The organism is Pseudomonas sp. P1_F1_2, assembly GCF_056405815.1.
Map to the genome: position 1 here is coordinate 1 of NZ_JBFUBK010000058.1, position 24,586 is coordinate 24,586.

Annotated in this window: 26 protein-coding genes; 17 read left to right on the top strand and 9 right to left on the bottom strand. The window is 59.5% G+C overall.

What is annotated here, in order from left to right:
- The 5 genes from AC1D2P_RS17840 to flgE all read left to right on the top strand — a co-directional run.
- The coding region (locus AC1D2P_RS17840; RefSeq protein WP_477811531.1) for a hypothetical protein at nt 1–279 on the top strand (279 nt) is incomplete at its 5' end.
- On the top strand, nt 260–667 hold the full coding sequence (flgB, locus tag AC1D2P_RS17845; RefSeq protein WP_046031554.1) for a flagellar basal body rod protein FlgB: 408 nt from the start codon (nt 260–262) through the stop codon (nt 665–667). The genes AC1D2P_RS17840 and flgB, both read left to right, overlap by 20 nt.
- Before the next feature lie 3 nt (nt 668–670).
- Nucleotides 671–1,114, top strand: coding sequence for a flagellar basal body rod protein FlgC (gene flgC, locus AC1D2P_RS17850; protein WP_046031555.1), 444 nt, complete (start codon nt 671–673; stop codon nt 1,112–1,114).
- A 15-nt stretch (nt 1,115–1,129) separates the two neighbouring features.
- Nucleotides 1,130–1,855 carry a flagellar hook assembly protein FlgD gene (gene flgD / locus AC1D2P_RS17855; RefSeq protein ID WP_258666882.1) on the top strand — a complete coding sequence of 242 codons (726 nt, stop codon included), beginning with the start codon at nt 1,130–1,132 and terminating at the stop codon, nt 1,853–1,855.
- 31 nt (nt 1,856–1,886) lie between these two features.
- A complete protein-coding gene (flgE, locus tag AC1D2P_RS17860; protein WP_046031557.1) occupies nt 1,887–3,203 on the top strand; it encodes a flagellar hook protein FlgE in 1,317 nt (438 codons plus the stop codon).
- Nucleotides 3,204–3,492: 289 nt separating this feature from the next.
- On the opposite strand, the gene AC1D2P_RS17865 is transcribed toward flgE, so the two are convergent.
- A complete protein-coding gene (locus tag AC1D2P_RS17865) occupies nt 3,493–6,387 on the bottom strand; it encodes a ribonucleoside-diphosphate reductase subunit alpha (RefSeq protein WP_077431460.1) in 2,895 nt (964 codons plus the stop codon).
- A 735-nt stretch (nt 6,388–7,122) separates the two neighbouring features.
- Here AC1D2P_RS17865 and AC1D2P_RS17870 point away from each other — a divergent pair.
- Both AC1D2P_RS17870 and AC1D2P_RS17875 read left to right on the top strand, forming a co-directional pair.
- Nucleotides 7,123–7,845 (top strand): response regulator, encoded by a 723-nt coding sequence (locus AC1D2P_RS17870; RefSeq protein ID WP_046031559.1) that lies wholly within the window; start codon nt 7,123–7,125, stop codon nt 7,843–7,845.
- Nucleotides 7,842–9,452 carry an ATP-binding protein gene (locus AC1D2P_RS17875; RefSeq protein ID WP_046031560.1) on the top strand — a complete coding sequence of 537 codons (1,611 nt, stop codon included), beginning with the start codon at nt 7,842–7,844 and terminating at the stop codon, nt 9,450–9,452. Before AC1D2P_RS17870 ends, AC1D2P_RS17875 begins: the two co-directional genes overlap by 4 nt.
- A gap of 129 nt (nt 9,453–9,581) precedes the next feature.
- Here the strand turns inward: AC1D2P_RS17875 and AC1D2P_RS17880 are convergent, their stop codons facing one another.
- Both AC1D2P_RS17880 and AC1D2P_RS17885 read right to left on the bottom strand, forming a co-directional pair.
- On the bottom strand, nt 9,582–10,307 hold the full coding sequence (locus tag AC1D2P_RS17880) for a 4'-phosphopantetheinyl transferase family protein (RefSeq protein WP_223522231.1): 726 nt from the start codon (nt 10,305–10,307) through the stop codon (nt 9,582–9,584).
- A gap of 82 nt (nt 10,308–10,389) precedes the next feature.
- Nucleotides 10,390–11,181: a dienelactone hydrolase family protein gene (locus AC1D2P_RS17885; protein ID WP_477757823.1), complete on the bottom strand. Its 792-nt coding sequence runs from the start codon at nt 11,179–11,181 to the stop codon at nt 10,390–10,392.
- Between the two features lie 146 nt (nt 11,182–11,327).
- Between AC1D2P_RS17885 and AC1D2P_RS17890 the strand changes: the two genes are divergently transcribed.
- The 4 genes from AC1D2P_RS17890 to AC1D2P_RS17905 all read left to right on the top strand — a co-directional run bounded on the left by AC1D2P_RS17890 (nt 11,328) and on the right by AC1D2P_RS17905 (nt 14,993).
- Nucleotides 11,328–11,930, top strand: a complete 603-nt coding sequence (locus AC1D2P_RS17890; protein WP_046031563.1) for a membrane protein — start codon at nt 11,328–11,330, stop codon at nt 11,928–11,930.
- A gap of 195 nt (nt 11,931–12,125) precedes the next feature.
- Nucleotides 12,126–12,803 (top strand): response regulator transcription factor, encoded by a 678-nt coding sequence (locus tag AC1D2P_RS17895; protein WP_046031564.1) that lies wholly within the window; start codon nt 12,126–12,128, stop codon nt 12,801–12,803.
- Nucleotides 12,800–14,146 carry an ATP-binding protein gene (locus AC1D2P_RS17900; RefSeq protein WP_477757822.1) on the top strand — a complete coding sequence of 449 codons (1,347 nt, stop codon included), beginning with the start codon at nt 12,800–12,802 and terminating at the stop codon, nt 14,144–14,146. Before AC1D2P_RS17895 ends, AC1D2P_RS17900 begins: the two co-directional genes overlap by 4 nt.
- 484 nt (nt 14,147–14,630) lie before the next feature.
- Nucleotides 14,631–14,993 (top strand): DUF6124 family protein, encoded by a 363-nt coding sequence (locus AC1D2P_RS17905; protein WP_109785169.1) that lies wholly within the window; start codon nt 14,631–14,633, stop codon nt 14,991–14,993.
- Between the two features lie 128 nt (nt 14,994–15,121).
- Here AC1D2P_RS17905 and AC1D2P_RS17910 read toward each other — a convergent pair whose 3' ends face one another.
- Nucleotides 15,122–16,120, bottom strand: coding sequence for an AraC family transcriptional regulator (locus AC1D2P_RS17910; protein WP_223522290.1), 999 nt, complete (start codon nt 16,118–16,120; stop codon nt 15,122–15,124).
- A 130-nt stretch (nt 16,121–16,250) separates the two neighbouring features.
- Here AC1D2P_RS17910 and AC1D2P_RS17915 point away from each other — a divergent pair, with 130 nt between their 5' ends.
- The 3 genes from AC1D2P_RS17915 (at nt 16,251) to AC1D2P_RS17925 (ending at nt 19,120) form a co-directional block, all read left to right on the top strand.
- Nucleotides 16,251–16,448, top strand: coding sequence for a hypothetical protein (locus tag AC1D2P_RS17915; RefSeq protein ID WP_046031568.1), 198 nt, complete (start codon nt 16,251–16,253; stop codon nt 16,446–16,448).
- Nucleotides 16,449–16,459: 11 nt separating this feature from the next.
- Nucleotides 16,460–17,794, top strand: a complete 1,335-nt coding sequence (locus AC1D2P_RS17920; protein WP_109785171.1) for a dicarboxylate/amino acid:cation symporter — start codon at nt 16,460–16,462, stop codon at nt 17,792–17,794.
- 144 nt (nt 17,795–17,938) lie between these two features.
- Nucleotides 17,939–19,120, top strand: a complete 1,182-nt coding sequence (locus AC1D2P_RS17925) for a CaiB/BaiF CoA transferase family protein (protein ID WP_477757821.1) — start codon at nt 17,939–17,941, stop codon at nt 19,118–19,120.
- A gap of 109 nt (nt 19,121–19,229) precedes the next feature.
- Here the strand turns inward: AC1D2P_RS17925 and AC1D2P_RS17930 are convergent, their stop codons facing one another.
- The gene (locus AC1D2P_RS17930; protein ID WP_046031571.1) at nt 19,230–19,724 is read right to left on the bottom strand and encodes a SprT family zinc-dependent metalloprotease; all 495 of its coding nucleotides are present in this window, start codon (nt 19,722–19,724) and stop codon (nt 19,230–19,232) included.
- 158 nt (nt 19,725–19,882) lie between these two features.
- The gene (locus AC1D2P_RS17935) at nt 19,883–20,485 is read right to left on the bottom strand and encodes a Yip1 family protein (protein WP_046031572.1); all 603 of its coding nucleotides are present in this window, start codon (nt 20,483–20,485) and stop codon (nt 19,883–19,885) included.
- Nucleotides 20,486–20,772: 287 nt separating this feature from the next.
- On the opposite strand from AC1D2P_RS17935, the gene ttcA reads away from it, so the two are divergent.
- Together ttcA and AC1D2P_RS17945 are read left to right on the top strand one after the other, a co-directional pair.
- A complete protein-coding gene (ttcA, locus tag AC1D2P_RS17940; RefSeq protein WP_477757820.1) occupies nt 20,773–21,597 on the top strand; it encodes a tRNA 2-thiocytidine(32) synthetase TtcA in 825 nt (274 codons plus the stop codon).
- Nucleotides 21,598–21,664: 67 nt separating this feature from the next.
- Nucleotides 21,665–22,339: a DNA-3-methyladenine glycosylase I gene (locus AC1D2P_RS17945; protein WP_477757819.1), complete on the top strand. Its 675-nt coding sequence runs from the start codon at nt 21,665–21,667 to the stop codon at nt 22,337–22,339.
- A 132-nt stretch (nt 22,340–22,471) separates the two neighbouring features.
- Here the strand turns inward: AC1D2P_RS17945 and AC1D2P_RS17950 are convergent, their stop codons facing one another.
- From AC1D2P_RS17950 to arsC, 3 genes are read right to left on the bottom strand one after another with little or no spacing between them, the layout of a single operon-like run.
- A complete protein-coding gene (locus tag AC1D2P_RS17950) occupies nt 22,472–22,897 on the bottom strand; it encodes a DUF2069 domain-containing protein (RefSeq protein ID WP_109785175.1) in 426 nt (141 codons plus the stop codon).
- A gap of 1 nt (nt 22,898) precedes the next feature.
- Nucleotides 22,899–23,495, bottom strand: coding sequence for an NAD(P)H:quinone oxidoreductase (gene wrbA, locus AC1D2P_RS17955; RefSeq protein WP_477811532.1), 597 nt, complete (start codon nt 23,493–23,495; stop codon nt 22,899–22,901).
- Nucleotides 23,492–23,845 carry an arsenate reductase (glutaredoxin) gene (gene arsC / locus AC1D2P_RS17960; RefSeq protein ID WP_477757818.1) on the bottom strand — a complete coding sequence of 118 codons (354 nt, stop codon included), beginning with the start codon at nt 23,843–23,845 and terminating at the stop codon, nt 23,492–23,494. Before arsC ends, wrbA begins: the two co-directional genes overlap by 4 nt.
- Before the next feature lie 114 nt (nt 23,846–23,959).
- Between arsC and AC1D2P_RS17965 the strand changes: the two genes are divergently transcribed.
- Entirely contained in the window at nt 23,960–24,427 is a 468-nt protein-coding gene (locus AC1D2P_RS17965) for a TlpA disulfide reductase family protein (RefSeq protein ID WP_077431469.1), read from the top strand.
- Nucleotides 24,428–24,586: the final 159 nt, after the last annotated feature.

Sequence of the window (24,586 nt, forward strand, 5' to 3'; positions counted from 1 at the left end):
GGCGGTATGTCAGTCAAATTAACTTTGTCAGATATACCGCCATCGCGGGCAAGCCCGGCTCCCACAGTGTATTTCGGTGTTCTGAAAACCGGTGATAAGCGGCAGAAAAGCGGCAGCCAGCGGAAACCGGTTGCCGCTTTTCTGGCATTGCCGCTTTGCCACCGCCCGCAAAGCCCCTGTTTTCGGGCTTTTTCGAATTGGCACGCCGCTTGCTATGTCTCTGGTTACGAAAAATCAGGTCACCCGAAGGTTTCCCGACATGAGCATCAGCTTCGATAAAGCGCTCGGTATCCACGAACAAGCCCTGGGCTTCCGCGCTCAGCGTGCCGAAGTCCTGGCCAACAACATCGCCAACGCCGACACCCCGAACTACAAGGCTCGGGATCTGGAATTCTCCAAAGTGCTCGCTGCACAGAACGAGAAAACCAAGAACGGCACCTTTGCCTTGAACATGACCAACAGCCGTCATATCGAAGCTGAAGGCCTGGGCAATGGCGACGAGTCGCTGATGTATCGCACGCCGATGCAGCCATCGATCGACCAGAACACCGTGGACGCCCAACTGGAACAGTCGAACTACGCGGAAAACGCGGTCGGCTTCCAGGCCAGCTTCACCCTGCTCAACAGCAAATTCAAAGGGCTGGTGTCAGCCCTGCGCGGAGAGTAAGTCATGTCTCTATCCAGTGTTTTCAACATTGCCGGTAGCGGCATGAGTGCTCAAACCACTCGCTTGAACACCGTTGCCTCGAACATCGCCAACGCCGAAACCGTCTCGTCGAGCATCGACCAGACCTATCGCGCCCGTCACCCGGTATTCGCCACCATGTTCCAGGGCGGCCAGAGCGGCGGCAGCAACTCGCTGTTCCAGAGCCAGGACGCTGCGGGTCAAGGTGTGCAAGTGCTGGGCGTGGTCGAAGACCAGAGCAACCTTGAAGCGCGCTACGAGCCGAACCATCCGGCTGCCGATGCCAAGGGCTACGTCTACTACCCGAACGTCAACGTCGTCGAAGAAATGGCCGACATGATTTCCGCGAGTCGTTCGTTCCAGACCAACGCTGAAATGATGAACACCGCCAAAACCATGATGCAGAAGGTCCTGACTCTCGGTCAGTGATAAGGGGCGACTCAGATGAGTGTTATCGATACCACCAGTGGCGTGAGCCTCAAGGATGTCCTGGCCAACTCTTCGGTCAAGGCCAATAAATCCAGCAGCGATGGCCTGGCTGCCGCAACCGGCAGCGCCACGGGCAAGAAAGCGTTGGGCAAAGACGCGTTCCTGCAGTTGCTGGTGACCCAGCTGAAAAACCAGAACCCGTTGGAGCCGCAGGACAACGGCGCGTTCGTCGCGCAGTTGGCGCAGTTCAGCAGCCTGGAAGGCATCACCACGCTGAACGATACCGTCAGCGGCATTGCCGGCAACTACAACTCCTCGCAAGCGTTGCAAGCGTCTTCGCTGGTGGGGCGTTCGGTGGTTGCCCAGACCGATACCGCAGTGGTCGATACCTCCAAGAGTTTCAACGGTACGGCGGTCGTACCGGCCTCGACGAATCCGGTGACGGTCAAGATCACGGATACCGATGGCAAAGTCGTTCGCACCATCGATCTTGGCAGCCAGCAGGCCGGCAACGCCGGTTTCATCTGGGACGGCAAGAACGATGCGGGCGAAGTGGCCAAGGCTGGCACTTACAAGTTTGCAGCTACCGCGACTTACGACAGCAAGGCGACCTCGCTGGTGACTTACCTGCCGGCAACCGTCAACAGCGTGACCATCAGCCAGACCGGCGGTGAGTTGATGCTGAACCTGGCAGGCCTGGGCAGTGTTGCCCTGTCCAAAGTACAGACCATTGGTATATAGAGCCGACTAACACGGCACAAAGGAGTGGAATATGTCTTTCAATATCGGCCTTAGCGGTCTCTATGCAGCCAACAAACAACTGGACGTAACCGGCAACAACATCGCCAACGTCGCGACCACCGGTTTCAAATCGTCCCGTGCAGAATTCGAAGACGTGTACTCGGCCACGCGCCTGGGTACCGGCAGCAAGACCGTCGGCAACGGCGTGCGTCTGGCCAACGTTTCCCAGCAGTTCGGCCAGGGCGACGTGAACAACACCGGCAACGTGTTGGACATGGGTATCCAGGGCAACGGTTTCTTCGTCATGAGCGACAACGGCTCGCTGAGTTACACCCGTGCCGGTGCGTTCAAGACTGACGCCCAGAACTACGTGGTCGACAACAACGGCCGCCGCTTGCAGGGTTTTGGCGTAGACGCCAACGGCAAGATCATCAACGGCGTGCTGACCGACCTGAAAATCGACACCTCGAGCCTGGCGCCGCACGCGACCACTCGTGTCGACCAGACGATGAACCTGAACTCCTCGGACCCACTGCCAACAGTGACCCCGTTCAACGTCAAAGACACCAACAGCTACAACAAGACCATTTCCACCCCTGTGTACGACACGCAGGGTAACCAGCACACGATGGATCAGTTTTACGTTAAAAATGCGGCGTCCAACTCCTGGACTGTTTACACCTACATGGACGGCCGTAGCCCAACCAACCCGCTGACTGAGCCACCGGTGCCGATCCAGGCTGATATCACCTTCAATCCAGATGGCACCATCAAGACGCTGACGGGCGGTGCTGGCTGGACGCAAACCGGTACCACCCTGACCATGACAGGCTGGAAGCCGGGCGTGATGGTTAACGCCAACACCAACCCGCCGACCTGGGCCCTGAACGGTTCGGACGCAGCCGCGGCCGGTATCGCGTTCGACATGACCAAAACCACTTCTTACGCTTCGCCAACCGCACGTACTGCGCAGTATCAGGACGGTTACGCGACCGGCCAGATTTCCAGCCTGACCATCGACGAAAGCGGTGTCATGACCGCCAACTTCACCAACCAGCAAACCAAGGCCATCGGCCAGGTAGCCATTGCCAGTTTCGCCAACGAACAAGGCCTGCAGCCAATCGGTGGTACTGCCTGGAAAGAAACCTTCGCTTCAGGCGTGCCTGGCATCGATGCACCGAAAACCGGTACGCTGGGTTCGGTTGTATCCAACTCGCTGGAAGAGTCCAACGTCAACCTGACCAACGAGCTGGTTGACTTGATCAAGGCGCAGAGCAACTACCAGGCGAACGCCAAGACCATCTCCACCCAGAGCACCATCATGCAGACCATCATTCAGATGACTTGATGCCTGATAGCGCTGCATAAAGAACCCCTCGAAAGAGGGGTTTTTTTATGGACGGGATTTGTCTCAGGTGCTGACATTTTGGTTGTCTGTATTGGCCTCATCGCGAGCAAGCTCGCTCCCACAGGGGACCGAGTTGGCCCGGAGGAATGCGATCAACTGTGGGAGCGGGCTTGCCCGCGATTGGGTGGCAAAGTCGACGCTTTACTTGAGCCAAAAGAAAACCCCCGATCAATCCAGAGGAGTGATCGGGGGTTTTCGAGTAGCGTCTTGCGACGCCTACCGGCTCAGCTTATTGGCAAGCTTCGCAATCCGGCTCGTCGATGGCGCAAGCCTTTGGCACTGGAGCAGGGCCGGCAGGTGCTGCCAGGACCGAATCTTCACCGTGGTTGCCGCCGCTGGAAACAGCGTTCAGCTTGCCGGTGTTGATGGTCGACTTCTCGGTGCTGGTCGCAGCCAGGGCACGGAGGTAGTAAGTGGTTTTCAGACCACGGTACCAGGCCATGCGGTAGGTCACGTCCAGCTTCTTGCCCGAAGCGCCAGCGATGTACAGGTTCAGCGATTGAGCCTGGTCGATCCACTTCTGACGACGGCTTGCCGCGTCAACGATCCACTTGGTGTCCACTTCGAATGCAGTCGCGTAGAGCTCTTTGAGTTCTTGCGGGATGCGCTCGATTTGCTGCACCGAACCGTCGTAGTACTTCAGGTCGTTGATCATGACCGAGTCCCACAGACCGCGAGCCTTCAGGTCGCGAACCAGGTACGGGTTGATCACGGTGAATTCGCCCGACAGGTTCGATTTCACGTAGAGGTTCTGGTAGGTCGGTTCGATCGACTGCGATACGCCAGTGATGTTGGCGATGGTCGCGGTCGGTGCGATGGCCATGATGTTGGAGTTACGAATGCCTTTCTGTACACGGGCGCGAACCGGTGCCCAGTCCAGGGATTCGTTCAGGTCAACGTCGATGTACTTCTGGCCACGCTGTTCGATCAGGATCTGTTGCGAATCCAGCGGCAGGATGCCTTTGGACCACAGCGAACCCTGGAATGTCTCGTAGGCGCCGCGCTCGTCAGCCAGGTCGCAGGAAGCCTGGATCGCGTAGTAGCTGACCGCTTCCATCGACTTGTCGGCGAACTCGACGGCAGCGTCGGAACCGTAAGGAATGTGCTGCAGGTACAGCGCATCCTGGAAGCCCATGATGCCCAGGCCGACCGGACGGTGCTTGAAGTTGGAGTTCTTCGCTTGTGGCACCGAGTAGTAGTTGATGTCGATGACGTTATCGAGCATGCGAACGGCGGTGTTCACGGTGCGTTCCAGCTTGGCGGTGTCCAGCTTGCCGTTGACGATGTGGTTCGGCAGGTTGATCGAGCCCAGGTTGCAAACGGCGATTTCGTCCTTGTTGGTGTTCAAGGTGATTTCGGTGCACAGGTTCGAGCTGTGAACCACGCCCACGTGCTGCTGCGGGCTGCGCAGGTTGCACGGGTCTTTGAAGGTCAACCATGGGTGGCCGGTTTCAAACAGCATGGACAGCATTTTGCGCCACAGGTCTTTGGCCTGGATGGTCTTGAACAGTTTGACCTTGCCTGGGTATTCGGTCAGGGCTTCGTAGTACTCGTAACGCTCTTCGAAGGCTTTACCGGTCAGGTCGTGCAGGTCCGGTACTTCGGATGGCGAGAACAGGGTCCACTTGCCGTCATCGAAGACACGCTTCATGAACAGGTCAGGGATCCAGTTGGCGGTGTTCATGTCGTGGGTACGACGACGGTCATCACCGGTGTTCTTGCGCAGCTCGATGAACTCTTCGATGTCCATGTGCCAGGTTTCCAGGTAGGCACAGACAGCGCCTTTGCGCTTGCCACCCTGGTTAACGGCGACGGCGGTGTCGTTCACGACTTTCAGGAACGGAACAACGCCCTGGGACTTGCCGTTGGTGCCCTTGATGTACGAACCCAGTGCACGAACCGGAGTCCAGTCGTTGCCCAGGCCGCCGGCGAATTTCGACAACATGGCGTTGTCGTGGATCGCGTGGTAAATGCCCGACAGGTCATCCGGCACGGTGGTCAGGTAGCAGCTGGACAGCTGTGGACGCAGGGTACCGGCGTTGAACAGGGTCGGGGTCGACGACATGTAGTCGAAGGACGACAGCAGGTTGTAGAACTCGATCGCACGGTCTTCTTTGTGCTTCTCTTCGATCGCCAGGCCCATGGCCACGCGCATGAAGAAGATCTGCGGCAGTTCGAAGCGGATACCGTCCTTGTGGATGAAGTAACGGTCGTACAGGGTTTGCAGGCCCAGGTACGTGAACTGCTGATCGCGCTCGTGGTTGATGGCCTTGCCGAGTTTTTCCAGGTCGAAGGACGCCAGGACCGGGTTCAGCAATTCGTATTCGATACCCTTGGCGATGTAGGCAGGCAGGGCCTTGGCGTACAGGTCGACCATCTCGTGGTGGGTCGCGCTTTCGGCAACGTTGAGGAAGCTCAGGCCTTCGGCACGCAGGGTGTCCATCAGCAGGCGGGCGGTTACGAACGAGTAGTTCGGCTCACGCTCGACCAGGGTACGGGCGGTCATCACCAGGGCGGTGTTGACGTCGGTCAGGGCCACGCCGTCGTACAGGTTTTTCAGGGTTTCGCGCTGGATCAGGTCGCCGTCGACTTCTTCCAGGCCTTCGCACGCTTCGGTGACGATGGTGTTCAGGCGACCCATGTCCAGAGGGGCCAGGCTGCCATCGGCGCGGGTGATGCGGATCGACGGGTGAGCGTTGACGGCTTCTTCGGCCGGGGCGTGGGCGGCGCGTTGTTTCGAGCGACCGTCGCGGTAGATCACGTAGTCGCGGGCTACTTTCTGCTCGCCGGCACGCATCAGGGCCAGTTCAACCTGGTCCTGGATTTCTTCGATGTGGATGGTGCCGCCCGATGGCATGCGACGCTTGAAGGTCGCGGTGACTTGTTCGGTCAGGCGGGCCACGGTGTCATGGATTCGCGACGAGGCGGCAGCGGTGCCGCCTTCAACTGCGAGAAACGCTTTGGTGATGGCGACGGTGATCTTGTCATCGGTGTAAGGAACGACAGTGCCGTTACGCTTGATCACACGCAATTGACCCGGCGCGGTGGCGGACAGATCCGAAGTCGAATCAGCGGCCTGCGGCAAGGTACCCTGCGGGTTCTCGCGAGTTGTGTCGGTTTGCATGGGGGGTTGTCTCCACATTCTCTATGTTTGTTTGGGCACCATTACGGCGCCCACCGTTCTGTCCTGAAGCACTACAACCGACGTGGTGTCGGGCATAACAACTTCGGGACAGTAGGAAAAAGGCTAATGATGCCGCTTCCTTGCCGAAGTCTTTGGCCGCGAGCCTGGGCTCGAAGCCGGATTCCTTTCAAGGGTGCCAGTTATGACTGCAACACCCGTACCGTTTCGGCTGTTCTGGCCTGAAAAAACGGTGCCATCCGCACGTGCGGTTTGGTCTTGTAAAATCGTGCTTGGTTCAACCATAAACAGGCAATAAAGCGCTTGAGTTTCTGGTCTGAAATGTGGTTGGGCTTTTAAGCTAAAACCCTACATGTAGGGGTTTTTTGGCGCCGGGGTACAAGATAGTGCGTTTTTGGAGGTGTTGCAACGTACTGCCTGTGGATAAACCTGTGTGTAAATTGTGCGTGAAAGGTGGAACGAGCGTGTAGGCCGCGACCTAGCTGGATCGAGCCGTTTTTCATCGCTTTTCAACGATCGAAAACAGCCGTTTGGATTTTTAAGGGCGCGAACCCTATCACAAAAAACCGGGTTGTCCGAACGCATTTGCCGGCTTGTGTTCTCGGCGGGCGGCGTTTATACAATCGGCCAGTGTATAAGCATTCTTATCCTCCCCAATCATTACAAAAAGACGGGCGGATCCTTCCTTATTAGTGTTGTTGGCAAGCAGAGGTCACCGTGGAGCAAGAAGCCTGGCAGGTATTGATTGTGGAGGACGACCGGCGTCTGGCCGAACTGACCCGCGACTACCTGGAAGCCAATGGCCTGCGCGTCTCGATCGAGGGCAATGGTGCGCTGGCGGCGGCACGTATCATCAAGGAGAAACCGGACCTGGTGATTCTCGACCTGATGCTGCCTGGCGAAGACGGCCTGAGCATCTGCCGCAAGGTCCGCGACAAGTATGACGGGCCGATCCTGATGCTCACCGCCCGCACCGACGACACCGATCAGATCCTCGGTCTGGACCTCGGTGCCGACGACTACGTGTGCAAGCCGGTTCGTCCGCGCCTGTTGCTGGCGCGCATCCAGGCGCTGTTGCGCCGCAGTGAAGGCCCCGAAGCCTCCCCGGAAAAACAACGGCGCCTGCAGTTCGGCCCGCTGGTGGTGGACAACGCGTTGCGTGAAGCCTGGTTGCATGACAACGGCATCGAACTGACCAGCGCCGAGTTCGACCTGCTCTGGTTGTTGGTGGCCAACGCCGGGCGGATCCTGTCTCGCGAAGAGATTTTCACCGCGCTGCGCGGTATCGGCTATGACGGCCAGGACCGTTCCATCGATGTGCGGATCTCGCGCATCCGCCCGAAAATCGGCGATGACCCGGAACACCCGCGGCTGATCAAAACCATCCGCAGCAAGGGCTATCTGTTTGTGCCTGAAGCCTGTGTAGATCCGTCGCTGTGAATTCGATATTCCTGCGCATTTATGGCGGCATGTGTGCGGCGCTGGTCCTGGTCGCCGTGCTGGGCGTGCTGGCGTTGCACTTGCTCAAYGAAGTGCGCAGCGAGCAATACCGCGAGCGCCTGGCCCACGGTACGTTTTCGCTGATGGCCGACAACCTCAAGCCGATGAACGAAACCGAGCGCCACCGCGCCTTGCTGGTGTGGGAACGCTTGCTCGGCATTCCGTTGGCGCTGACCACGTTTGCCCAGACCGACCTCGACCTCACCCAGCGCACCCGTGTGCTGCGCGGTCAGGCGCTGGTGGAACAGACCGGCCCGCATGCGGCGAAGGTCTACCGACTGGTCAACGACAAGGAACAGTTGGTGCTCACCGGCGAGGTTCAGCAGATCAGCGAGCAACTGGCCCGGGCCACTATTTATTTGCTGGTCGATGAACTGGTGCGCTACCCGGTGGCTGAACAGCCCGAACGGCTGGCGCTGTTGAAAGAAGACAAAGGGTTTGGGTTTGACCTGCGCCTGGTCAAGGTCGAGCAGGCGGACATGGACGAGGACCAGAGCCGTCGTGTGTCCGAGGGTGACACCGTGATGGCGCTGGGCAAGGGCGGCGACTCGATCCGCGTGTTTGCCGGCATGGTCGGTACGCCGTGGGTACTGGAGATCGGCCCGCTGTACCAGATGAATCCTTATCCGCCCGAATGGCTGGTGTTGATCGCCGCCCTCGGTTTGAGCCTGATTGGCCTGATCGTTTACTTGTTGGTGCGGCAATTGGAGCGCCGGTTGCGCGGGCTGGAAGCGGCCGCCACGCGCATCGCCAAGGGTAGCCTGGAAACCCGCGTACCGGCGCGCGGTGCCGACTCGGTGGGGCGACTGGCCGCCGCCTTCAACGGCATGGCCGAGCACTTGCAGCAATTGCTGGCGATCCAGCGTGAACTGGTGCGCGCCGTGTCCCACGAGTTGCGCACGCCGGTGGCGCGCCTGCGTTTCGGCCTGGAGATGATCGGCTCGGCCACCACGCCACAGCAGCTGGAAAAATACTGCGAGGGCATGGATCACGACATCGAGGATCTCGACAAACTGGTCGACGAGATGCTGACCTACGCGCGGCTGGAGCAGGGCTCGCCGGCGCTGAATTTCCAGCGGATTGATCTGGATGCGTTGGTCAATCAAGTGATCGAAGAACTGGCGCCGTTACGCGCCGAGGTCACGGTGCAGCGCGGCTTGTGTTTGTCGGCCGCCGATTGCGACGACGCCTGGGTCGAGGCCGAACCGCGTTACTTGCATCGGGCCATTCAGAACCTGGTCAGCAACGCCATGCGTCACGCCCACTCACGGGTGACCGTCAGTTATCAGGTGGGGCAGCAGCGTTGTCGGGTGGACGTCGAGGATGACGGGCCGGGGGTGCCGGAGTTGGCCTGGGAGCGAATTTTCACGCCGTTCCTGCGCCTTGATGACAGCCGTACCCGCGCCTCGGGCGGGCATGGATTGGGGTTGTCCATCGTGCGGCGGATTATCCATTGGCATGACGGGCGGGCGTTGATCAGCCAGAGTAAAAGCCTGGGTGGGGCGTGTTTCAGCCTGAGTTGGCCGCGCAATCAGGAGAAGCGTTGAGAGTTGTGGTGATAGTCAGGCCGCCATCGCGAGCAAGCTCGGCTCCTACAGGTGATCTTCGGTGTGTCAGAGATCCAATGTGGGAGCCGAGCTTGCTCGCGATGAGGCCAGTACAAACCCTGCAATTCTTCAGGCCTTGATACTGACCAGGCTCAACAACTGCCCATCCATCACCCCGAACTGCGCCTCAAGCTCCGTGCCATTGCGCCACTCGGCGGACAGGTCCGTCAGCAACCGCAACCGCACCTCACCGGCCTCGGTCCACTCCAGCACCTCGGCATGTTCAAAATAAAAGCGCTGCTGGACAATCGGGTACAGCGCCTTGAACAGACTTTCTTTTACCGAAAACGTCAGCGTCACCAGCAGTGCGAGGTCATCGCGACAACCGGCTGCCATGCGCTGCAACTCCGGCGGCGTGAGAATTTCCCCTGCCAGACGTTCGGCCCGGTCTGGGTTGAGCAGGTTTTCCAGGTCCATCCCCAAGCCGCGCCAATCAGTTTTTTTCGCGACGATGGCGGCCGCCCGGCCAGTGCTGTGGGTGATCGAGCCGGCGATGTGCACCGGCCAAACCGGCGCCCGGTCTTCGCCGATGGCCGGGCTGACACTCAGGCCTTCCAATTGTTGCAACGCGGCCCGGGCGCAGACTCGCCCAGCCAGAAATTCCGCCTGACGCTTGGCGACCGAACGCTGAATGCTCGCGGGCGGCTCAATGGCGCTGCGCTGGAAATCATCGCTGGCCAGTTGCGAACTATCAAAGCGGGTGCTCAGCAACACCGTATCGGGCAGCACAAACGGCAGCGGCCAACGGGCGTCGAGCGGGGTGCAGCAAACGGGGAGGGCGGGGACGGAGTTCATGTCGGCATTTTGCCGGGTTGCCTTCTGGCTGGGTAGTAGCGTGATCGTTCCCACGCGAACCGCGGGAACGATCATCGCGTTACTAACTGAAGATTTTTTTGAAAAACGCCTGCATATCCGCCCAGGACTGTTCATCCGCCGCCTTGCTGTAGCCGATGTCCGGCCCGCCATGATCGCCGTGGCTCAGACGATCCGCATCAGGATTACTGAACCCATGCTTGGCGCCCTCAAGGCTGACGAACGTGTAGTCGGCGCCGGCCTTGTCCATTTCAGCCTTGAACGCGGCCACGTTATCCGGCGTGACCATGCTGTCCATCGCCCCATGCTCGACCAGGATTTTTGCCTTCACATTGCCCGGCGTCGCCGGTGACTGGGTGGCCAGCGCACCGTGGAAACTCACCACGCCTGCCAGTGGCACGCCCTGACGAGCTGCATTGAGCACCACGCCGCCTCCGAAGCAGTAACCGATGGCGGCGATTTTATCCGGATTGGTCTGTGGCTGTTTCTTCAGCAAATCGAGCCCGGCCTGGAAGCGCGCGCTGGACGCGGCACTGTCTTTCAACGCGGCTTGCATGAAGGCCATGGCGTCCTTTGGATGTTCGGTGTTCTGGCCATCGCCATACATGTCGATGGCCAGAGCGCTGTAACCCAGACCGGCCAGATCACGGGCGCGGCGCTTGGTGTAGTCGTTGAGCCCCCACCATTCGTGCACAACCACCACGCCTGGACGCGGGCCTTTGATGGCGTCGTCGTAGGCGTGGTAGCCAATCAGTTTTGTACCGTCGGCACTTTGGTAGGGAATCTCTTGAGTCTTGATGGCGGCTTGGCTGAATCCGCTCAAGGCCAGTAATACAAGGGCAAGGAAAACGCGCATGGTCGAATCTCCTGCAAAAGGTCAGCAAAACAGCTGGGTGGATTTGATTCAGCTCAGGTTCAGTGTGCGTTCAGGGGGAGTTCAGGGCGGGGTGGGTAACCTTGCCCCGTACCCAAAAAGCAAATAGCGCATRAGGAAACTCCCCAATGACTACTTTCAAAAAACTGCTTCTGGCCTTCGCCGTGATGGGCGCCAGTACCGCGGCTATGGCGACCGACGATAATTTCGCCAGCCTTACTCTTGGACAGACCAGCGACAAAGTCAAAAAATCCCACGCCCTGAACGACAACCTCAACCATCCGAACGCCGACGGCGTGATCGGCAAGGACACCACTTATGGTGTGCGTCTGGGCAAGCAAAACAGCGAGGGCCGCTACTACGCCACTTACGACAACGTGTCGGGCTCGCACAATGGCATTAAACTGCGTCAGGAAAACCTGCTGGGCAGCTACGATCTGTTCTACCCGGTGGGCGGCAGCACCAAATTGTTTGGCGGTGCCACGGCCGGTTTGACCAAGATGACGCAGGAGTCACCAGGCTTCAGCCGCGACAGTGACATCGGTTACGCGATTGGCGGCCAGGTCGGCGTGTTGCAACAGGTTTCGCAAAACACCTCGGTTGAACTGGGTTACCGTTACCTGCGCAGCAACGCCAGCACCGAGATGAGCGAGCGCGGCGGCAGCAAACAGGGTTCGCTGGACCTGACCAGCAGCGCCCAGACTTACCTGTCGGCAAACTACGCTTTCTGAACAAGTTGTGGGCATGTGCCAATGCCTTCAGATAAGCGAACCCCCTGTGGGAGCGGGCTTGCCCGCGATAGCGGCGGCACATTCACTATTGATGTGTCAGCCAGATCGCTATCGCGGGCAAGCCCGCTCCCACAGGTTCTGCGGCCTGACTGAAAACTGTGCTGTTGGAGATAACGATTTGCCTGGGAGAGCGTTATGAAACTGTTGGTCGTCGAAGATGAAGCGCTGTTGCGCCATCACCTGCAAACCCGCCTGACGGAAAGTGGCCATGTGGTCGAGTCCGTGGCCAATGGCGAAGAGGCGCTGTACCAGACCGGGCAGTTCAACCATGACCTGGCGGTGATCGACCTCGGCCTGCCAGGCATGAGCGGGCTCGATTTGATCCGCCAACTGCGCGCACGGGGCAAGACCTTTCCGATCCTGATCCTGACCGCGCGCGGCAACTGGCAGGACAAGGTCGAAGGCCTCGCCGCCGGGGCCGATGATTATGTGGTCAAGCCGTTCCAGTTCGAAGAACTCGACGCCCGGTTGAATGCCTTGCTGCGCCGTTCCAGCGGTTTCACCCAGTCGACCATCGTCGCCGGGCCGCTGCTGCTGGACCTCAATCGCAAACAAGCCTCTCTTGATGATCAGCCGCTGGCGCTGACCGCCTATGAGTACCGGATCCTCGAATACCTCATGCGTCATCACCAACAAGTGGTGGCCAAGGACCGCTTGATGGAACAGCTCTACCCGGACGACGACGAGCGCGATCCGAACGTGATCGAAGTGTTGGTCGGCCGTCTGCGCCGCAAACTCGAAGGCCCGGCCGGCTTCAAACCGATCGACACCGTGCGTGGCCTCGGCTACCTCTTCAATGAGCGCTGCACTTGATCCGTTCCCTTCGCGTCCGGTTGATGCTCGCCGCCACCCTGTTGGCGGTGTTGTTCATGCTGGCATTGCTGCCGGCGATGCAGGGCGCGTTCAGTCTGGCGTTGCAAGATTCCATCGAGCAACGCCTGGCGTCGGACGTCAACACACTGATTTCCGCCGCGCGGGTGGAAAACAACACCCTGAAAATGCCGGAGCAGTTGCCGGATGAGCGCTTCAACCTGACGGACAGCCGTTTGCTCGGCTACATCTTTGACCGCGAAGCTCACCTGGTCTGGCGTTCGAAGGGCACCGGGCAGGAGATGATCAACTACAAACCGCGTTACGACGGACGTGGTAATGAGTTCGCGCGTATTCGCGAGGCCAGTGGCCAAGAGTTCTTCGTCTATGACGTCGAAGTCAAACTGCTCAGCGGCAAAAGCGCCGCGTTCAGCATCGTCGCTCTGCAACCGGTGAGCGAATACGAAACCACCGTCGAAGGTCTGCGCGAAAACCTTTACCTCGGTTTCGGCGCGGCGTTGTTGGTGCTGCTGGCGTTGCTGTGGATCGGCCTGACCTGGGGCTTGCAGGCGTTGCGCCGGCTCAGTCAGGAACTCGACGAAATCGAAAGCGGCGCCCGTGAAAGCCTCAGCGAACAGCACCCGCGTGAACTGTTGCGCCTGACCGGCTCCCTCAACCGTTTGCTGCACAGCGAGCGCGAACAGCGCAGCCGCTACCGCGACTCCCTCGACGACCTGGCCCACAGCCTGAAAACTCCGTTGACCGTGCTGCAAGGCGTCAGCGAAGACATGGCCCAGCGCCCGGAAAACCGCGAACAGGCCAGGGTGCTGCAAACCCAGATCGAACGCATGAGCCAACAAATCAGCTATCAACTGCAACGCGCCAGCCTGCGCAAAAGTGGTCTGGTGCGTCACCAGGTGCGTCTGCAACCGGTGCTCAAAAGCCTGTGCGACACACTGGACAAGGTCTATCGCGACAAGCGCGTGCGGGTCGCTTTCGATCTGCCGGACCCATGTGATGTGCCGATCGAGCAAGGCGCCTTGCTGGAAATGATGGGCAACCTGTTGGAAAACGCGTATCGGCTGTGCCTGGGTGAAGTGCGCATCAGCGTGCGTGAAACCCTGAGCGGCGTTGAGTTGTGCGTCGAGGACGACGGCCCCGGTGTGCCGATGGATCAGCGTGCACGGATTCTCGAACGCGGCGAGCGGCTGGATCGTCAGCACCCGGGGCAGGGGATCGGGCTGGCGGTGGTCAAGGACATTATCGAGAGCTACAGCGCCAAGCTGACGCTGGGGGATTCGCCAATGGGCGGGGCGGCGTTCCGGATTCATTTTCCGGTGGTTTAGTGGGTGGCCCTGCTGGCCCCTTCACCGATCGTTCCCACGCTCTGCGTGGGAATGCCTCAAGGGACGCTCCGCGTTCCTGCTCTCGAAAGGGACGCAGAGCGTCCCGGGCTGCGTTCCCACGCAGAGCGTGGGAACGATCAAGATGCTCTGTAATAAACGGAGCTGTTTAAAAGACACCTCCAGACACTCTCTCAGGCTACACATCCTTGCGCCGCTGCCTACGACTACGCCAGAATCCGCCGGCTTGTGCGTCTAGGGCGTGGGTTCTATCGTTTGCGGGTCGCTGACGAATCAGCGATCGGGTTTAGCGATCCGATCCCCTACACAGACGCAAAGCTGCAGTTCGCGTAATGGCGGCTGTGCGTGGGAGACCTTCGAGGTCTACCCGGGGTTTCTGTGTCCCGGATCGCTAACCTGCGTACAGCCGCCACCTTTACTTGTTTAGCGATAGGTCGTGGCGGCTCAACCAACCACGGAGCTTCACATGTTCAAAATCACGCCCAACCCGCCAGAAACCGACGACGTTTCCCCCTACGAAACCGCCGACTCCAAAAAGCTCAACACCGCCGCCGACCGCGCCCTTGATTACTACCTCAAACCCGTCATCCCCAAAGACACGCCACGCAAACCCAGCACTATCTATTTCGTCGGCCCCGACACCGATGACGAAACCCTGCTGGTCAACGCCTGTGAGACGTTGGCATCAGCGAGTGTGATGTTGAGTGATTTCGCCGGGCAACAGGACGGTTCGCAGCGCCATACCCTGCTGGGCATTCAACACTCGGTCATGTTGGGTGAACTGGCGGTGAACCGGATGCTGGATAACGTCGATCCGCAAAACGCTTAACGCACTGATCGTTCCCACGCTCTGCGTGGGAATGCCTCAAGGGACGCTCTGCGTTCCAACGTTAGAGAGGGACGCGGAGCGTCCTGGGCTGCATTCCCACGCGGAGCGTGGGAACGATCAGTGCACCTTCAGTGCTCTTGCGCGCGGTAGGCGCCAGGCGTCAACCCTGTCCACTTCTTGAACGCTCGATGAAACGCCGAAGGTTCTGAAAATCCCAACTGCTCGGCGATCTGCTGCAACGACAGATCCGCACGCCCCAAGTGATAAATCGCAATGTCCCGACGCAACTGGTCCTTCAATTCCTGAAAACTCGTGCCTTCCTCGCGCAGGTGCCGGCGCAAGGTCTGCGGGCTGATGTGCATATGCGCGGCCACGGCTTCGAGGTCTGGCCAGCGCGCACTGTCGCGGCTGAGCAAACGGCGCAACTGGCTGCTCAGGCTGTCGCCATCATCCGGGCGCGAGAGCAGGTCGGCGGGGGAGTGTTCGAGGAAGTGCTTGAGGGTGCGCTCGTCTTGCAACAGCGGCATGTTCAGGTATCGACTGTGAAACAGCAGGCTGCTCTGCGTCGCAGAAAATTCGAGCGGGCAAGAGAACAGCAAGTCGTATTCCGCGCCGTGCTCGGGCCTCGGGTAACTGAAGGTCGCCTGCTCCAGGCGAATGCGTTGGCCGATCATCCAGCTGCCCAGCCGATGCCAGACCAACAGTTGGCTTTCGGTGAGAAAATGGTCCGGGTCCTGGAGCTTCGAATCATCGAGGCACAGGCGGATCATGTCGCCTTCATGGGTCAGGCTCAGACGCGGACTGCCGGGGAATAAGCTATAAAACAATAAGCCGCGATGCAGCGCTTTTTCCAGATTGCGGCAGTGGATCACCGCGTGGCACATCATCGCGAAGCTCCCGGTTTTGCTCGGAGCTGGCCCGAATCCCAGGTATTCGTCGTCCAGGGCCTGCCACAAACCCTGGATCAATCGGGTGAATTGTTCAGGCGCAATCCGCGCACGTGGCTCGTCCAGCAACTCGAGGCTGATGCCCAGTTGCTGTAACAAGTCTGAACAGTCGACACCCAGCCGGCGCGCGCCACCGAGGGCGGCGCGGGCGAAATGACTGGCGATGGTGCGTTCGCGCATAAGCAGGCAAGTCCGTCCATTGAGCGACGGATGGTAGCCGTGGTGGCTGGCAACGGACAAGGCGGATATCCGCCAAATTGTAGGACGAGGTTTGGCCGATGGGCGGAAACCCGCCACATTGTGCGAGCCGATGGATGACCACGACAAACCTGCAACCCTTGATGTCAAAAGGCTTGCCGGTGATTTTGTGAAGGTGGCACGGGCCTTGCGATACAACGAGCAGAAGCTTGCCTTCGCGCAGCTCGAAAACAAATCCCTCCAGAAGCAGGAGGGTTCGCAATTCAGGTGTCGTGGACAACAGATGGATGTTGTCACCGGGCACTCTTGAGGAACTTTGCAATGACGACTCGTCAGCCACTGTACAAATCCCTGTATTTCCAGGTGATCGTTGCAATTGTTATCGGTATCGCGCTCGGTCACTTCTACCCACAAGCTGGTGTGGCGGTTAAACCACTGGGTGACGGGTTCATCAAACTGATCAAAATGATCATCGCCCCGATCATTTTCTGCACCGTCGTCAGCGGTATTGCGGGCATGCAGAACATGAAGTCGGTCGGCAAGACCGGCGGTTACGCGCTGCTCTACTTCGAAATCGTTTCGACCATCGCTTTGCTGGTCGGTCTGCTGGTGGTCAACATCGTCCAGCCGGGCAACGGCATGCATATCGACGTGGCCACGCTGGATGCTTCCAAAGTCGCTCAATACGTCGCCGCGGGTGCGGATCAAAGCGTCGTCGGCTTCCTGTTGAATGTGATCCCGTCGACCATCGTCGGCGCGTTCGCCACGGGCGATATCCTGCAAGTGCTGATGTTCTCGGTGATCTTTGGTTTCGCCCTGCATCGCCTGGGTGCCTACGGCAAGCCGATCCTGGACTTCATCGATCGCTTCGCCCACGTGATGTTCAACATCATCAACATGATCATGAAGCTCGCGCCAATCGGTGCCTTCGGTGCCATGGCGTTCACCATCGGTGCCTACGGTGTGGGTTCGCTGGTGCAACTGGGTCAGTTGATGGCGTGCTTCTACATCACTTGCGTGCTGTTCATCCTGGTTGTGCTGGGCGGTATCGCTCGCGCTCACGGCTTCAGCGTGCTGAAAGTGATTCGCTACATTCGTGAAGAACTGCTGATTGTGCTGGGTACTTCCTCGTCGGAATCGGTACTGCCGCGCATGCTGATCAAGATGGAACGTCTGGGCGCGAAGAAGTCGGTAGTGGGTCTGGTGATCCCGACCGGTTACTCGTTCAACCTCGACGGTACGGCGATCTACCTGACCATGGCGGCCGTGTTCATCGCTCAAGCGACCGACACCCACATGGACATCACTCACCAGATCACCTTGCTGGTGGTGTTGCTGCTGTCCTCCAAAGGCGCTGCTGGCGTAACCGGCAGTGGCTTCATCGTGTTGGCGGCGACTTTGTCCGCTGTTGGCCACCTGCCGGTTGCCGGCCTGGCGCTGATCCTCGGTATCGACCGCTTCATGTCTGAAGCCCGCGCCCTGACCAACCTGGTGGGTAACGCTGTGGCCACCCTGGTCGTGGCCAAGTGGGTTAAAGAACTGGACACCGACGTGATGAACGCAGAACTGGCGTCTGGCGGTCGCGGTATCGCTGATACCCGTCCTGAAGATGACCTGGGCGTGGCCGAAGGCCCTACCCCAAGCAACGTCAAGTAACCCTCGTTGCACTGAAAAACCCGCTTCGGCGGGTTTTTTCTTGCCTGGGATTTGAGCGCAACGGTCACCTTTGCTGACACTTCGGGTGATTGCTGCAATGCCATCGGCTGCCTAGTCTGGAGGCATCGTTCACGGAGATCACTCATGCCCGGTCCATTGGCATCACTCAAGGTTCTGGATTTCTCGACACTGTTGCCGGGGCCGTTTGCCTCGTTGTTGCTGGCGGACATGGGCGCCGAAGTGCTGCGCATCGAATCGCCGACCCGCCTGGATTTGCTGCGGGTACTGCCGCCTCACGATCAGGGTATTTCCGCCAGTCACGCCTACCTCAATCGCAACAAGCGCAGCCTGGCGCTGGACCTCAAGCAGCCCGAGGCGCTGGAGGTGATCAAGCAGTTGCTGGCCGATCACGACATCGTGCTGGAGCAGTTCCGCCCCGGCGTGATGGATCGCCTGGGGTTGGGGTATGAAGCCTTGAAGGCGATCAATCCCAAACTGATTTATGTGTCGATTACCGGTTATGGCCAGACCGGCCCCTACAAGGACCGCGCCGGCCACGACATCAACTACCTGGCGCTGGCGGGGCTGGCCAGCTACACCGGCCGCGCCGACAGTGGGCCGCTGCCGTTGGGCGCCCAGGTGGCCGATGTCGCCGGTGGTTCGTTGCATGGGGTGATCGGTCTGCTGGCGGCCGTCATCGCCCGGCAGCAGACCGGGCAAGGCCAGCATCTGGATGTGAGCATGACGGACTGCGCGTTCAGCCTGAACGCGATGGCGGGCGCCGGGTATCTGGCCTGCGGCGTGGAGCCGGGGAGGGAAGACCAGGTGCTCAATGGCGGCAGTTTCTACGACTATTACCGTTCGCGGGACGGGCGCTGGTTGTCGGTGGGCAGTCTGGAGCCGGTGTTTATGCAGCAACTGTGTACGGCGCTGGGGCGGCCGGAACTGGCGGCGCGGGGGTTGTCAGCGAAACCGGTGCAGCAACAGGCGTTGAAGAACGAGTTGAAGGTTGAATTCGAGAAGCATGACTTTGCTCAACTGTGCGAGCTGTTTGCCGGGGTGGATGCCTGTGTGGAACCGGTGTTGAGCATGAGCGAAGCGGTTCTGCATCCGCAGTTGCAGGCTCGGGCGTTGGTGACTGAGGTGCCGCGCGGGGATGGGACGAGTCAGGCGCAGATGGCGTGCCCGTTGAAGTTTTCGCAAGGGTTGCCAGAGCCTCGGCACATTGGCGCGACGCTGGGGCAGCATACCGATCAGGTGTTGGGGGCGTTGGGGTTCAGTGCGCAGCGGATCGAAGATCTGCGTCGTGCCAAGGTCATTGCATAGATCGTTCCCATGCTCCGCGTGGGAATGCTTCCCGTGACGCTCTGCGTCACAGTGGACGCAGAGCGTCCATGGCGGCATTCCCACGCAGAGCATGGGAACGATCATCCAACTACTCGACCCGCATCTCCCCACTGAACACCAAGGTGCTGCGGCAGCGCCGACACAAATACCGCCGCCCCTGCCGCACCAGGCCATGGCGTTGGGCCGAGAACGGAAAGTCGCTGTCCGCGCACGGGCATTTGTAGATGTAGCGCGTCACGCTGCGGCGTTTGACGTCGTAGGTATGGCAGCGATTGGGCGGCAGTTCGTACACGCCGCGCATGATCAATTGCCACTCTTCACCATGGGGCGCAATGCGGTCGCCAAACAGTTGATGAGCGATCAGGTGCGCGACCTCATGGGCCACGGTTTGCTTGAGAAAGTCTTCGGTGTTTTCCCGATACAGTTGCGGGTTGAAGCGCAGCAAGTTCTCGTGCAAATGCGCGACACCGGCTTTTTGACCGCGCAGCTTGAGGCTCACCACGGGGCGTTTGAAAGTTCGTTTGAAAAAGGATTCGGCGAGTTGGTAACAGTCTTCGACGCGGGTATTGAGTTGCTCGGGCATGCTTGATGGATCTCCAGAGACGTCGAGTATGCCGCAACCCTGTTGGCTTGCGAATCGCCGAGGCGCCGAATGGTCGCCACCCCGTCTGCCCTGGACATTAGAAGGCCGCCTTGCGGCGGCCTGTATTGGCAGATCTGGTTATTTTGGGTGCAGAGTTTTTAATTCGTATAGACCGGCCCCACGCCGAGTCCCCAGACAATGACTGTGAACGCCATGATGGCTACGAGCACCACCAGGCCTACCGCAAGCACCGAACTTGAAAAAAGAAAGCCCTCGTCTGTCGGAATGTTCATGAAAGTGGGTAGCCCCACATACAACAGGTACACCGTGTAGCAGATGGCAGCCGTCCCGACGACCATCCCCAACCACATGTGTGGGTACAGCGCCGCCAGACCGCCAACGAACAGCGGGGTCGCGGTGTAGGTTGCAAACGCAACGCAACGGGCCAGGCTCGGGTTGGCGTCATAGGTGCGAGCCATCCAGTGGATGAACGCGCCCATCACTGCAACACCACCGAGCATCGCCACGTACGACATGATCGTCATCCATAGCGCGCTTTCTTGCGTCAACATCACCGGTGCACGGCTGCCAATCACCCAGCCGACCTGCGTGGTGCCGATAAACGCCGACACGGCGGGGATCGCCGCCAGAATCAGCGTGTGGGTCAGGTACATGTGGCTGATACTTTCCTCTTGGTCGCCACGGATTTCTTTCCATTCCTGGTCGGGGTGGGTGAAGAGCCCCACTACGTGATGGATCATGCCAGTCACTCCTCTTGTTTTTACCGTCGCCCCCCAGTGGAGCGCCTACCGGCCAAAGTGGCCACGTAAGTAAAGGTCTGGATTTAAATGCGACCTTATGTCGCAGTATAGGAAGGACTTAACCGCACAGGTGATAGGGGCTTAGAGCAAATCGCGCTGTAAAGATCTCTGTTAATCGCTGACGGGTCTGTGCACGCAGATCCCTACAGGAGACGGTGGGCACTTCGCCCCTGATGTGTTTTTGCGTAAAATGCCGGCCTTTCGTCACACCTCACGGATTTCGCGTCATGGGCACTCTTACGGTCAACCAGAACAAACTGCAAAAGCGCCTTCGCCGCCAGGCCGGCGAGGCTGTTGCCCATTTCAACATGATTGAAGACGGCGACAAGGTCATGGTCTGCCTGTCTGGTGGCAAGGACAGCTACACCCTGCTCGATGTGCTGATGCACTTGCAGAAGGTCGCGCCGATCAAGTTCGAGATCGTGGCGGTGAACATGGACCAGAAGCAGCCAGGTTTCCCGGAGCACGTGCTGCCGGCCTACCTCAAAGAGCTGGGCATCGAGTACCACATCGTCGAGAAGGACACCTATTCGGTGGTCAAGGAGTTGATCCCGGAAGGCAAGACCACCTGCTCGCTGTGCTCGCGCCTGCGTCGCGGTACGCTCTACACGTTTGCCGATGAAATCGGCGCGACCAAAATGGCCCTCGGTCATCACCGTGACGACATCGTCGAGACGTTTTTCCTGAACATGTTCTTCAACGGCTCGCTCAAGGCCATGCCGCCCAAACTGCGCGCCGACGATGGCCGCAACGTGGTGATCCGCCCGCTGGCCTACTGCAACGAAAAAGACATCCAGGCTTATTCGGACTTCAAGCAATTCCCGATCATCCCGTGCAACCTCTGCGGTTCTCAGGAAAACCTGCAACGTCAAGTGGTCAAGGACATGCTGCAAGACTGGGAGCGCAAGACCCCGGGCCGCACCGAAAGCATTTTCCGTAGCCTGCAAAACGTAATCCCGTCGCAACTGGCGGACCGCAACCTGTTCGACTTCACCAGCCTCAAGATCGATGAGACGGCGGCTTCGCGCTTCGTCAATGTGGTGAACCTCTGACAGTTGCAATAGCTCTGACACACGGCGCTTGCGGGCGCCGTTTTCATTTCATTCTTTAGGAGAGGGCATGCGCGACTACAAGTGGCTGCACGAATACTGTCTGAACCGTTTCGGCTCGGCAGCTGAACTGGAAGCCCATCTGCCCGTTCCGAAAACCCCGGCACAGTTACGCAAGATCAGCGACGACCGTTACCTCTCGACCATGGCGCTGCGTGTGTTTCGCGCCGGGCTCAAGCACAGTCTGGTGGACGCCAAGTGGCCGGCCTTCGAAGAAGTGTTCTTCAAGTTCGACCCGGAAAAAGTCGTGCTGATGAGCGCCGAACACCTCGAACGCTTGATGCAGGACGCGCGGATCATCCGCCATTTGGGCAAGCTCAAGAGTGTGCCGCGCAATGCGCAGTTCATTCTGGACGTGGCGCACGAACACGGCAGCTTCGGCGCGTTGCTCGCCGATTGGCCCGTGACCGATATCGTCGGGTTGTGGACGACCCTGAAAAAGCGCGGCCACCAATTGGGCGGGCTGTCGGCGCCACGCTTCTTGCGCATGGTCGGCAAGGATACGTTTGTGCCGAGTTACGACGTGGTCGCAGCATTGAATGCGCAAAAGATCGTCGACAAGGTGCCAAGCAGTTTGCGCGACCTGGCGACAGTGCAGGGCGTGTTTAACCAGTGGCATGAAGAAAGTGGCGGCCGGCCGATGAGCCAGATTTCGATGATGCTGGCTTACACAGTGAATCATTGACACCGAATCGCGACATGATCGTTCCCATGCTCCGCGTGGGAATGCATCAAGTGACGCTCCGCGTCACAGGGACGCGGAGCGTCCCGGGCGGTATTTCCACGCAGAGCGTGGGAACGATCAACTTAGGCGCGGTCAGGCGGCGGAAATTTCGCCCTCGCCAGCCAACTTGCGATTCAACTGAAACCGCCACCGCACATACAGCAACGCCGAACAGAACACCGCCAGGCTCGCGCCCATTTCCAGTAATCCGAACAGCTGCCGGTTGGGGTCATACGCTGCCAGCGCGCCCTTGATGAAATACAGGTTCACCACAAAACACATCCACGAATGCCCGCGCGGGCTACCGATCAGCATCCCTGGTGCCAACAGCAGCAGCGGCACCAATTCGATCAGCAGAATCACCCACGGCCGTGCGCCATGCAGATCGGCAAACACCAGATAGTAGGCGCACAACAGCCCGACCAGACCGAAAAAGCACAGCAAGCTGACGGCGCGCATTGCCCGAACCCGCGGTTCAAGCCATTCGATGGAGGGCAGAATCTTCGGCTTCTTGGCCACGTCAGTTCCCCAGCTTTTGCGCAGTCTTCGCCAAGCGCAGGCCCAAGGCCCGGYACAGCGCGACTTCGTGTTCGTTCAAACCACTTTTGCCATCGGCCCCGGCGTGATGGCTGGCGCCGTAGGGCGTGCCGCCACCACGGGTTTCCAGCAAGGCCGACTCGCTGTAAGGCAGGCCGGTGATCAGCATGCCGTGGTGCAGCAGTGGCAACATCATCGACAGCAGAGTGGTTTCCTGGCCGCCGTGCAGGCTGGCTGTGGAGGTGAACACGCCAGCCGGTTTGCCCACCAGCGCACCGGTCAGCCACAGGTTGCTGGTGCCGTCGAGAAAGTACTTGAGCGGTGCCGCCATGTTGCCGAAACGGGTCGGGCTGCCCATGGCCAGGCCCGCGCAGTTCTTCAGGTCGTCGAGGCTGGCGTACAGCGCGCCCTCGTCCGGGATGTCTGGCGACACGGCTTCGCATTCAGTGGAAATCGCCGGCACGGTGCGCAGGCGCGCTTCCATACCGGACTGCTCGACGCCACGGGCAATCTGGCGGGCCATTTCATTGGTCGAGCCGCTGCGGCTGTAATACAGAACCAGAATGTACGGTGCACTCACGGCAGCAACTCCAGCACGTTCTCCGGTGGCCGGCCGATGATGGCTTTGTCGCCGACTTCGAGAATCGGTCGCTCCATGAGTTTCGGATGAGCCGTGATGGCCGCAATCACTTGTGCTTCGCTCAGGCTGGCGTCAGCGAGGTTCAGGGTCTTGTATTCGTCTTCGCCCGTGCGCAGCAATTGCCGGGCACTGATGCCCAGCTTGCCCAGCAGACTCTGGATTTGTGCGGCGTCCAGCGGGGTTTCCAGGTAACGGACCACGGTCGGCGTCAGGCCACGAGCTTCGAGCAATTCGAGCGCACCGCGGGATTTCGAGCAGCGCGGGTTGTGATAAAGCGTCAGATCGGTCATGTGCGGGTCGCTTCTTGCGTAAGGTGGCGGCTATTCTAACTGGGCAGCGCGTAATCCAGAACCTTGCGAGGCGATGGGTCGCAGGCGCATTCAATTTTGAACAAGGATCACGACATGACAAGGCGACTGGCAGCGGCATTGGCGATTTTCGGGGCGTTGATGCTGGGGGGCTGCGGCAATGACTATGGTATTGACCAGGACGGTCACAAGGTTGCTGCCAATCGCCTGGATGGCAAATGGCTGGTGCTGAATTACTGGGCTGAATGGTGTGGCCCTTGCCGCACCGAGATTCCGCAGTTGAACGCCTTGGCCGATCAATTGAAGGACAAGAAGATCGGCGTGTTCGGGGTCAATTTCGACAACGTGCAGGGTGAAGAGCTGAAGAGCGCCAGCGAGAAACTGGGGATCAAGTTCACGGTACTGGCTTCAGACCCGGCCGATCTTTTTGAATTGCCGCGCAGTGAGGCCTTGCCGGTGACGTACATCATCGATAACAAAGGCAAGGTGCGTGAACAACTGATGGGCGAGCAGACCGCGGCGGGGGTGATGGCCAAGCTTGAGGCGTTGCAGGCGAAGAATTAGCCGTAACGCGATTTGTAGCAGCTGGCGCAGCCTGCGTCCGGCTGCGCGGCAGTCGTAAACCCTGAAAATGCAGTCGTTCTGTACGACCGCATAGCCTGATTTCACGGCAGCTTCGCAGCCGGACGCAGGCTGCGCCAGCTGCTACAGGGAGCGGCGTCG

Coding starts and splice junctions, on each gene's coding strand:
- flgB (WP_046031554.1), top strand. CDS start 260: ATGAGCATCAGCTTCGATAAAGCGCTCGGTATCCACGAACAAGCCCTG.
- flgC (WP_046031555.1), top strand. CDS start 671: ATGTCTCTATCCAGTGTTTTCAACATTGCCGGTAGCGGCATGAGTGCT.
- flgD (WP_258666882.1), top strand. CDS start 1,130: ATGAGTGTTATCGATACCACCAGTGGCGTGAGCCTCAAGGATGTCCTG.
- flgE (WP_046031557.1), top strand. CDS start 1,887: ATGTCTTTCAATATCGGCCTTAGCGGTCTCTATGCAGCCAACAAACAA.
- AC1D2P_RS17865 (WP_077431460.1), bottom strand. CDS start 6,387: ATGCAAACCGACACAACTCGCGAGAACCCGCAGGGTACCTTGCCGCAG.
- AC1D2P_RS17880 (WP_223522231.1), bottom strand. CDS start 10,307: ATGAACTCCGTCCCCGCCCTCCCCGTTTGCTGCACCCCGCTCGACGCC.
- AC1D2P_RS17885 (WP_477757823.1), bottom strand. CDS start 11,181: ATGCGCGTTTTCCTTGCCCTTGTATTACTGGCCTTGAGCGGATTCAGC.
- AC1D2P_RS17890 (WP_046031563.1), top strand. CDS start 11,328: ATGACTACTTTCAAAAAACTGCTTCTGGCCTTCGCCGTGATGGGCGCC.
- AC1D2P_RS17895 (WP_046031564.1), top strand. CDS start 12,126: ATGAAACTGTTGGTCGTCGAAGATGAAGCGCTGTTGCGCCATCACCTG.
- AC1D2P_RS17905 (WP_109785169.1), top strand. CDS start 14,631: ATGTTCAAAATCACGCCCAACCCGCCAGAAACCGACGACGTTTCCCCC.
- AC1D2P_RS17910 (WP_223522290.1), bottom strand. CDS start 16,120: ATGCGCGAACGCACCATCGCCAGTCATTTCGCCCGCGCCGCCCTCGGT.
- AC1D2P_RS17915 (WP_046031568.1), top strand. CDS start 16,251: ATGGATGACCACGACAAACCTGCAACCCTTGATGTCAAAAGGCTTGCC.
- AC1D2P_RS17920 (WP_109785171.1), top strand. CDS start 16,460: ATGACGACTCGTCAGCCACTGTACAAATCCCTGTATTTCCAGGTGATC.
- AC1D2P_RS17925 (WP_477757821.1), top strand. CDS start 17,939: ATGCCCGGTCCATTGGCATCACTCAAGGTTCTGGATTTCTCGACACTG.
- AC1D2P_RS17930 (WP_046031571.1), bottom strand. CDS start 19,724: ATGCCCGAGCAACTCAATACCCGCGTCGAAGACTGTTACCAACTCGCC.
- AC1D2P_RS17935 (WP_046031572.1), bottom strand. CDS start 20,485: ATGATCCATCACGTAGTGGGGCTCTTCACCCACCCCGACCAGGAATGG.
- ttcA (WP_477757820.1), top strand. CDS start 20,773: ATGGGCACTCTTACGGTCAACCAGAACAAACTGCAAAAGCGCCTTCGC.
- AC1D2P_RS17945 (WP_477757819.1), top strand. CDS start 21,665: ATGCGCGACTACAAGTGGCTGCACGAATACTGTCTGAACCGTTTCGGC.
- arsC (WP_477757818.1), bottom strand. CDS start 23,845: ATGACCGATCTGACGCTTTATCACAACCCGCGCTGCTCGAAATCCCGC.
- AC1D2P_RS17965 (WP_077431469.1), top strand. CDS start 23,960: ATGACAAGGCGACTGGCAGCGGCATTGGCGATTTTCGGGGCGTTGATG.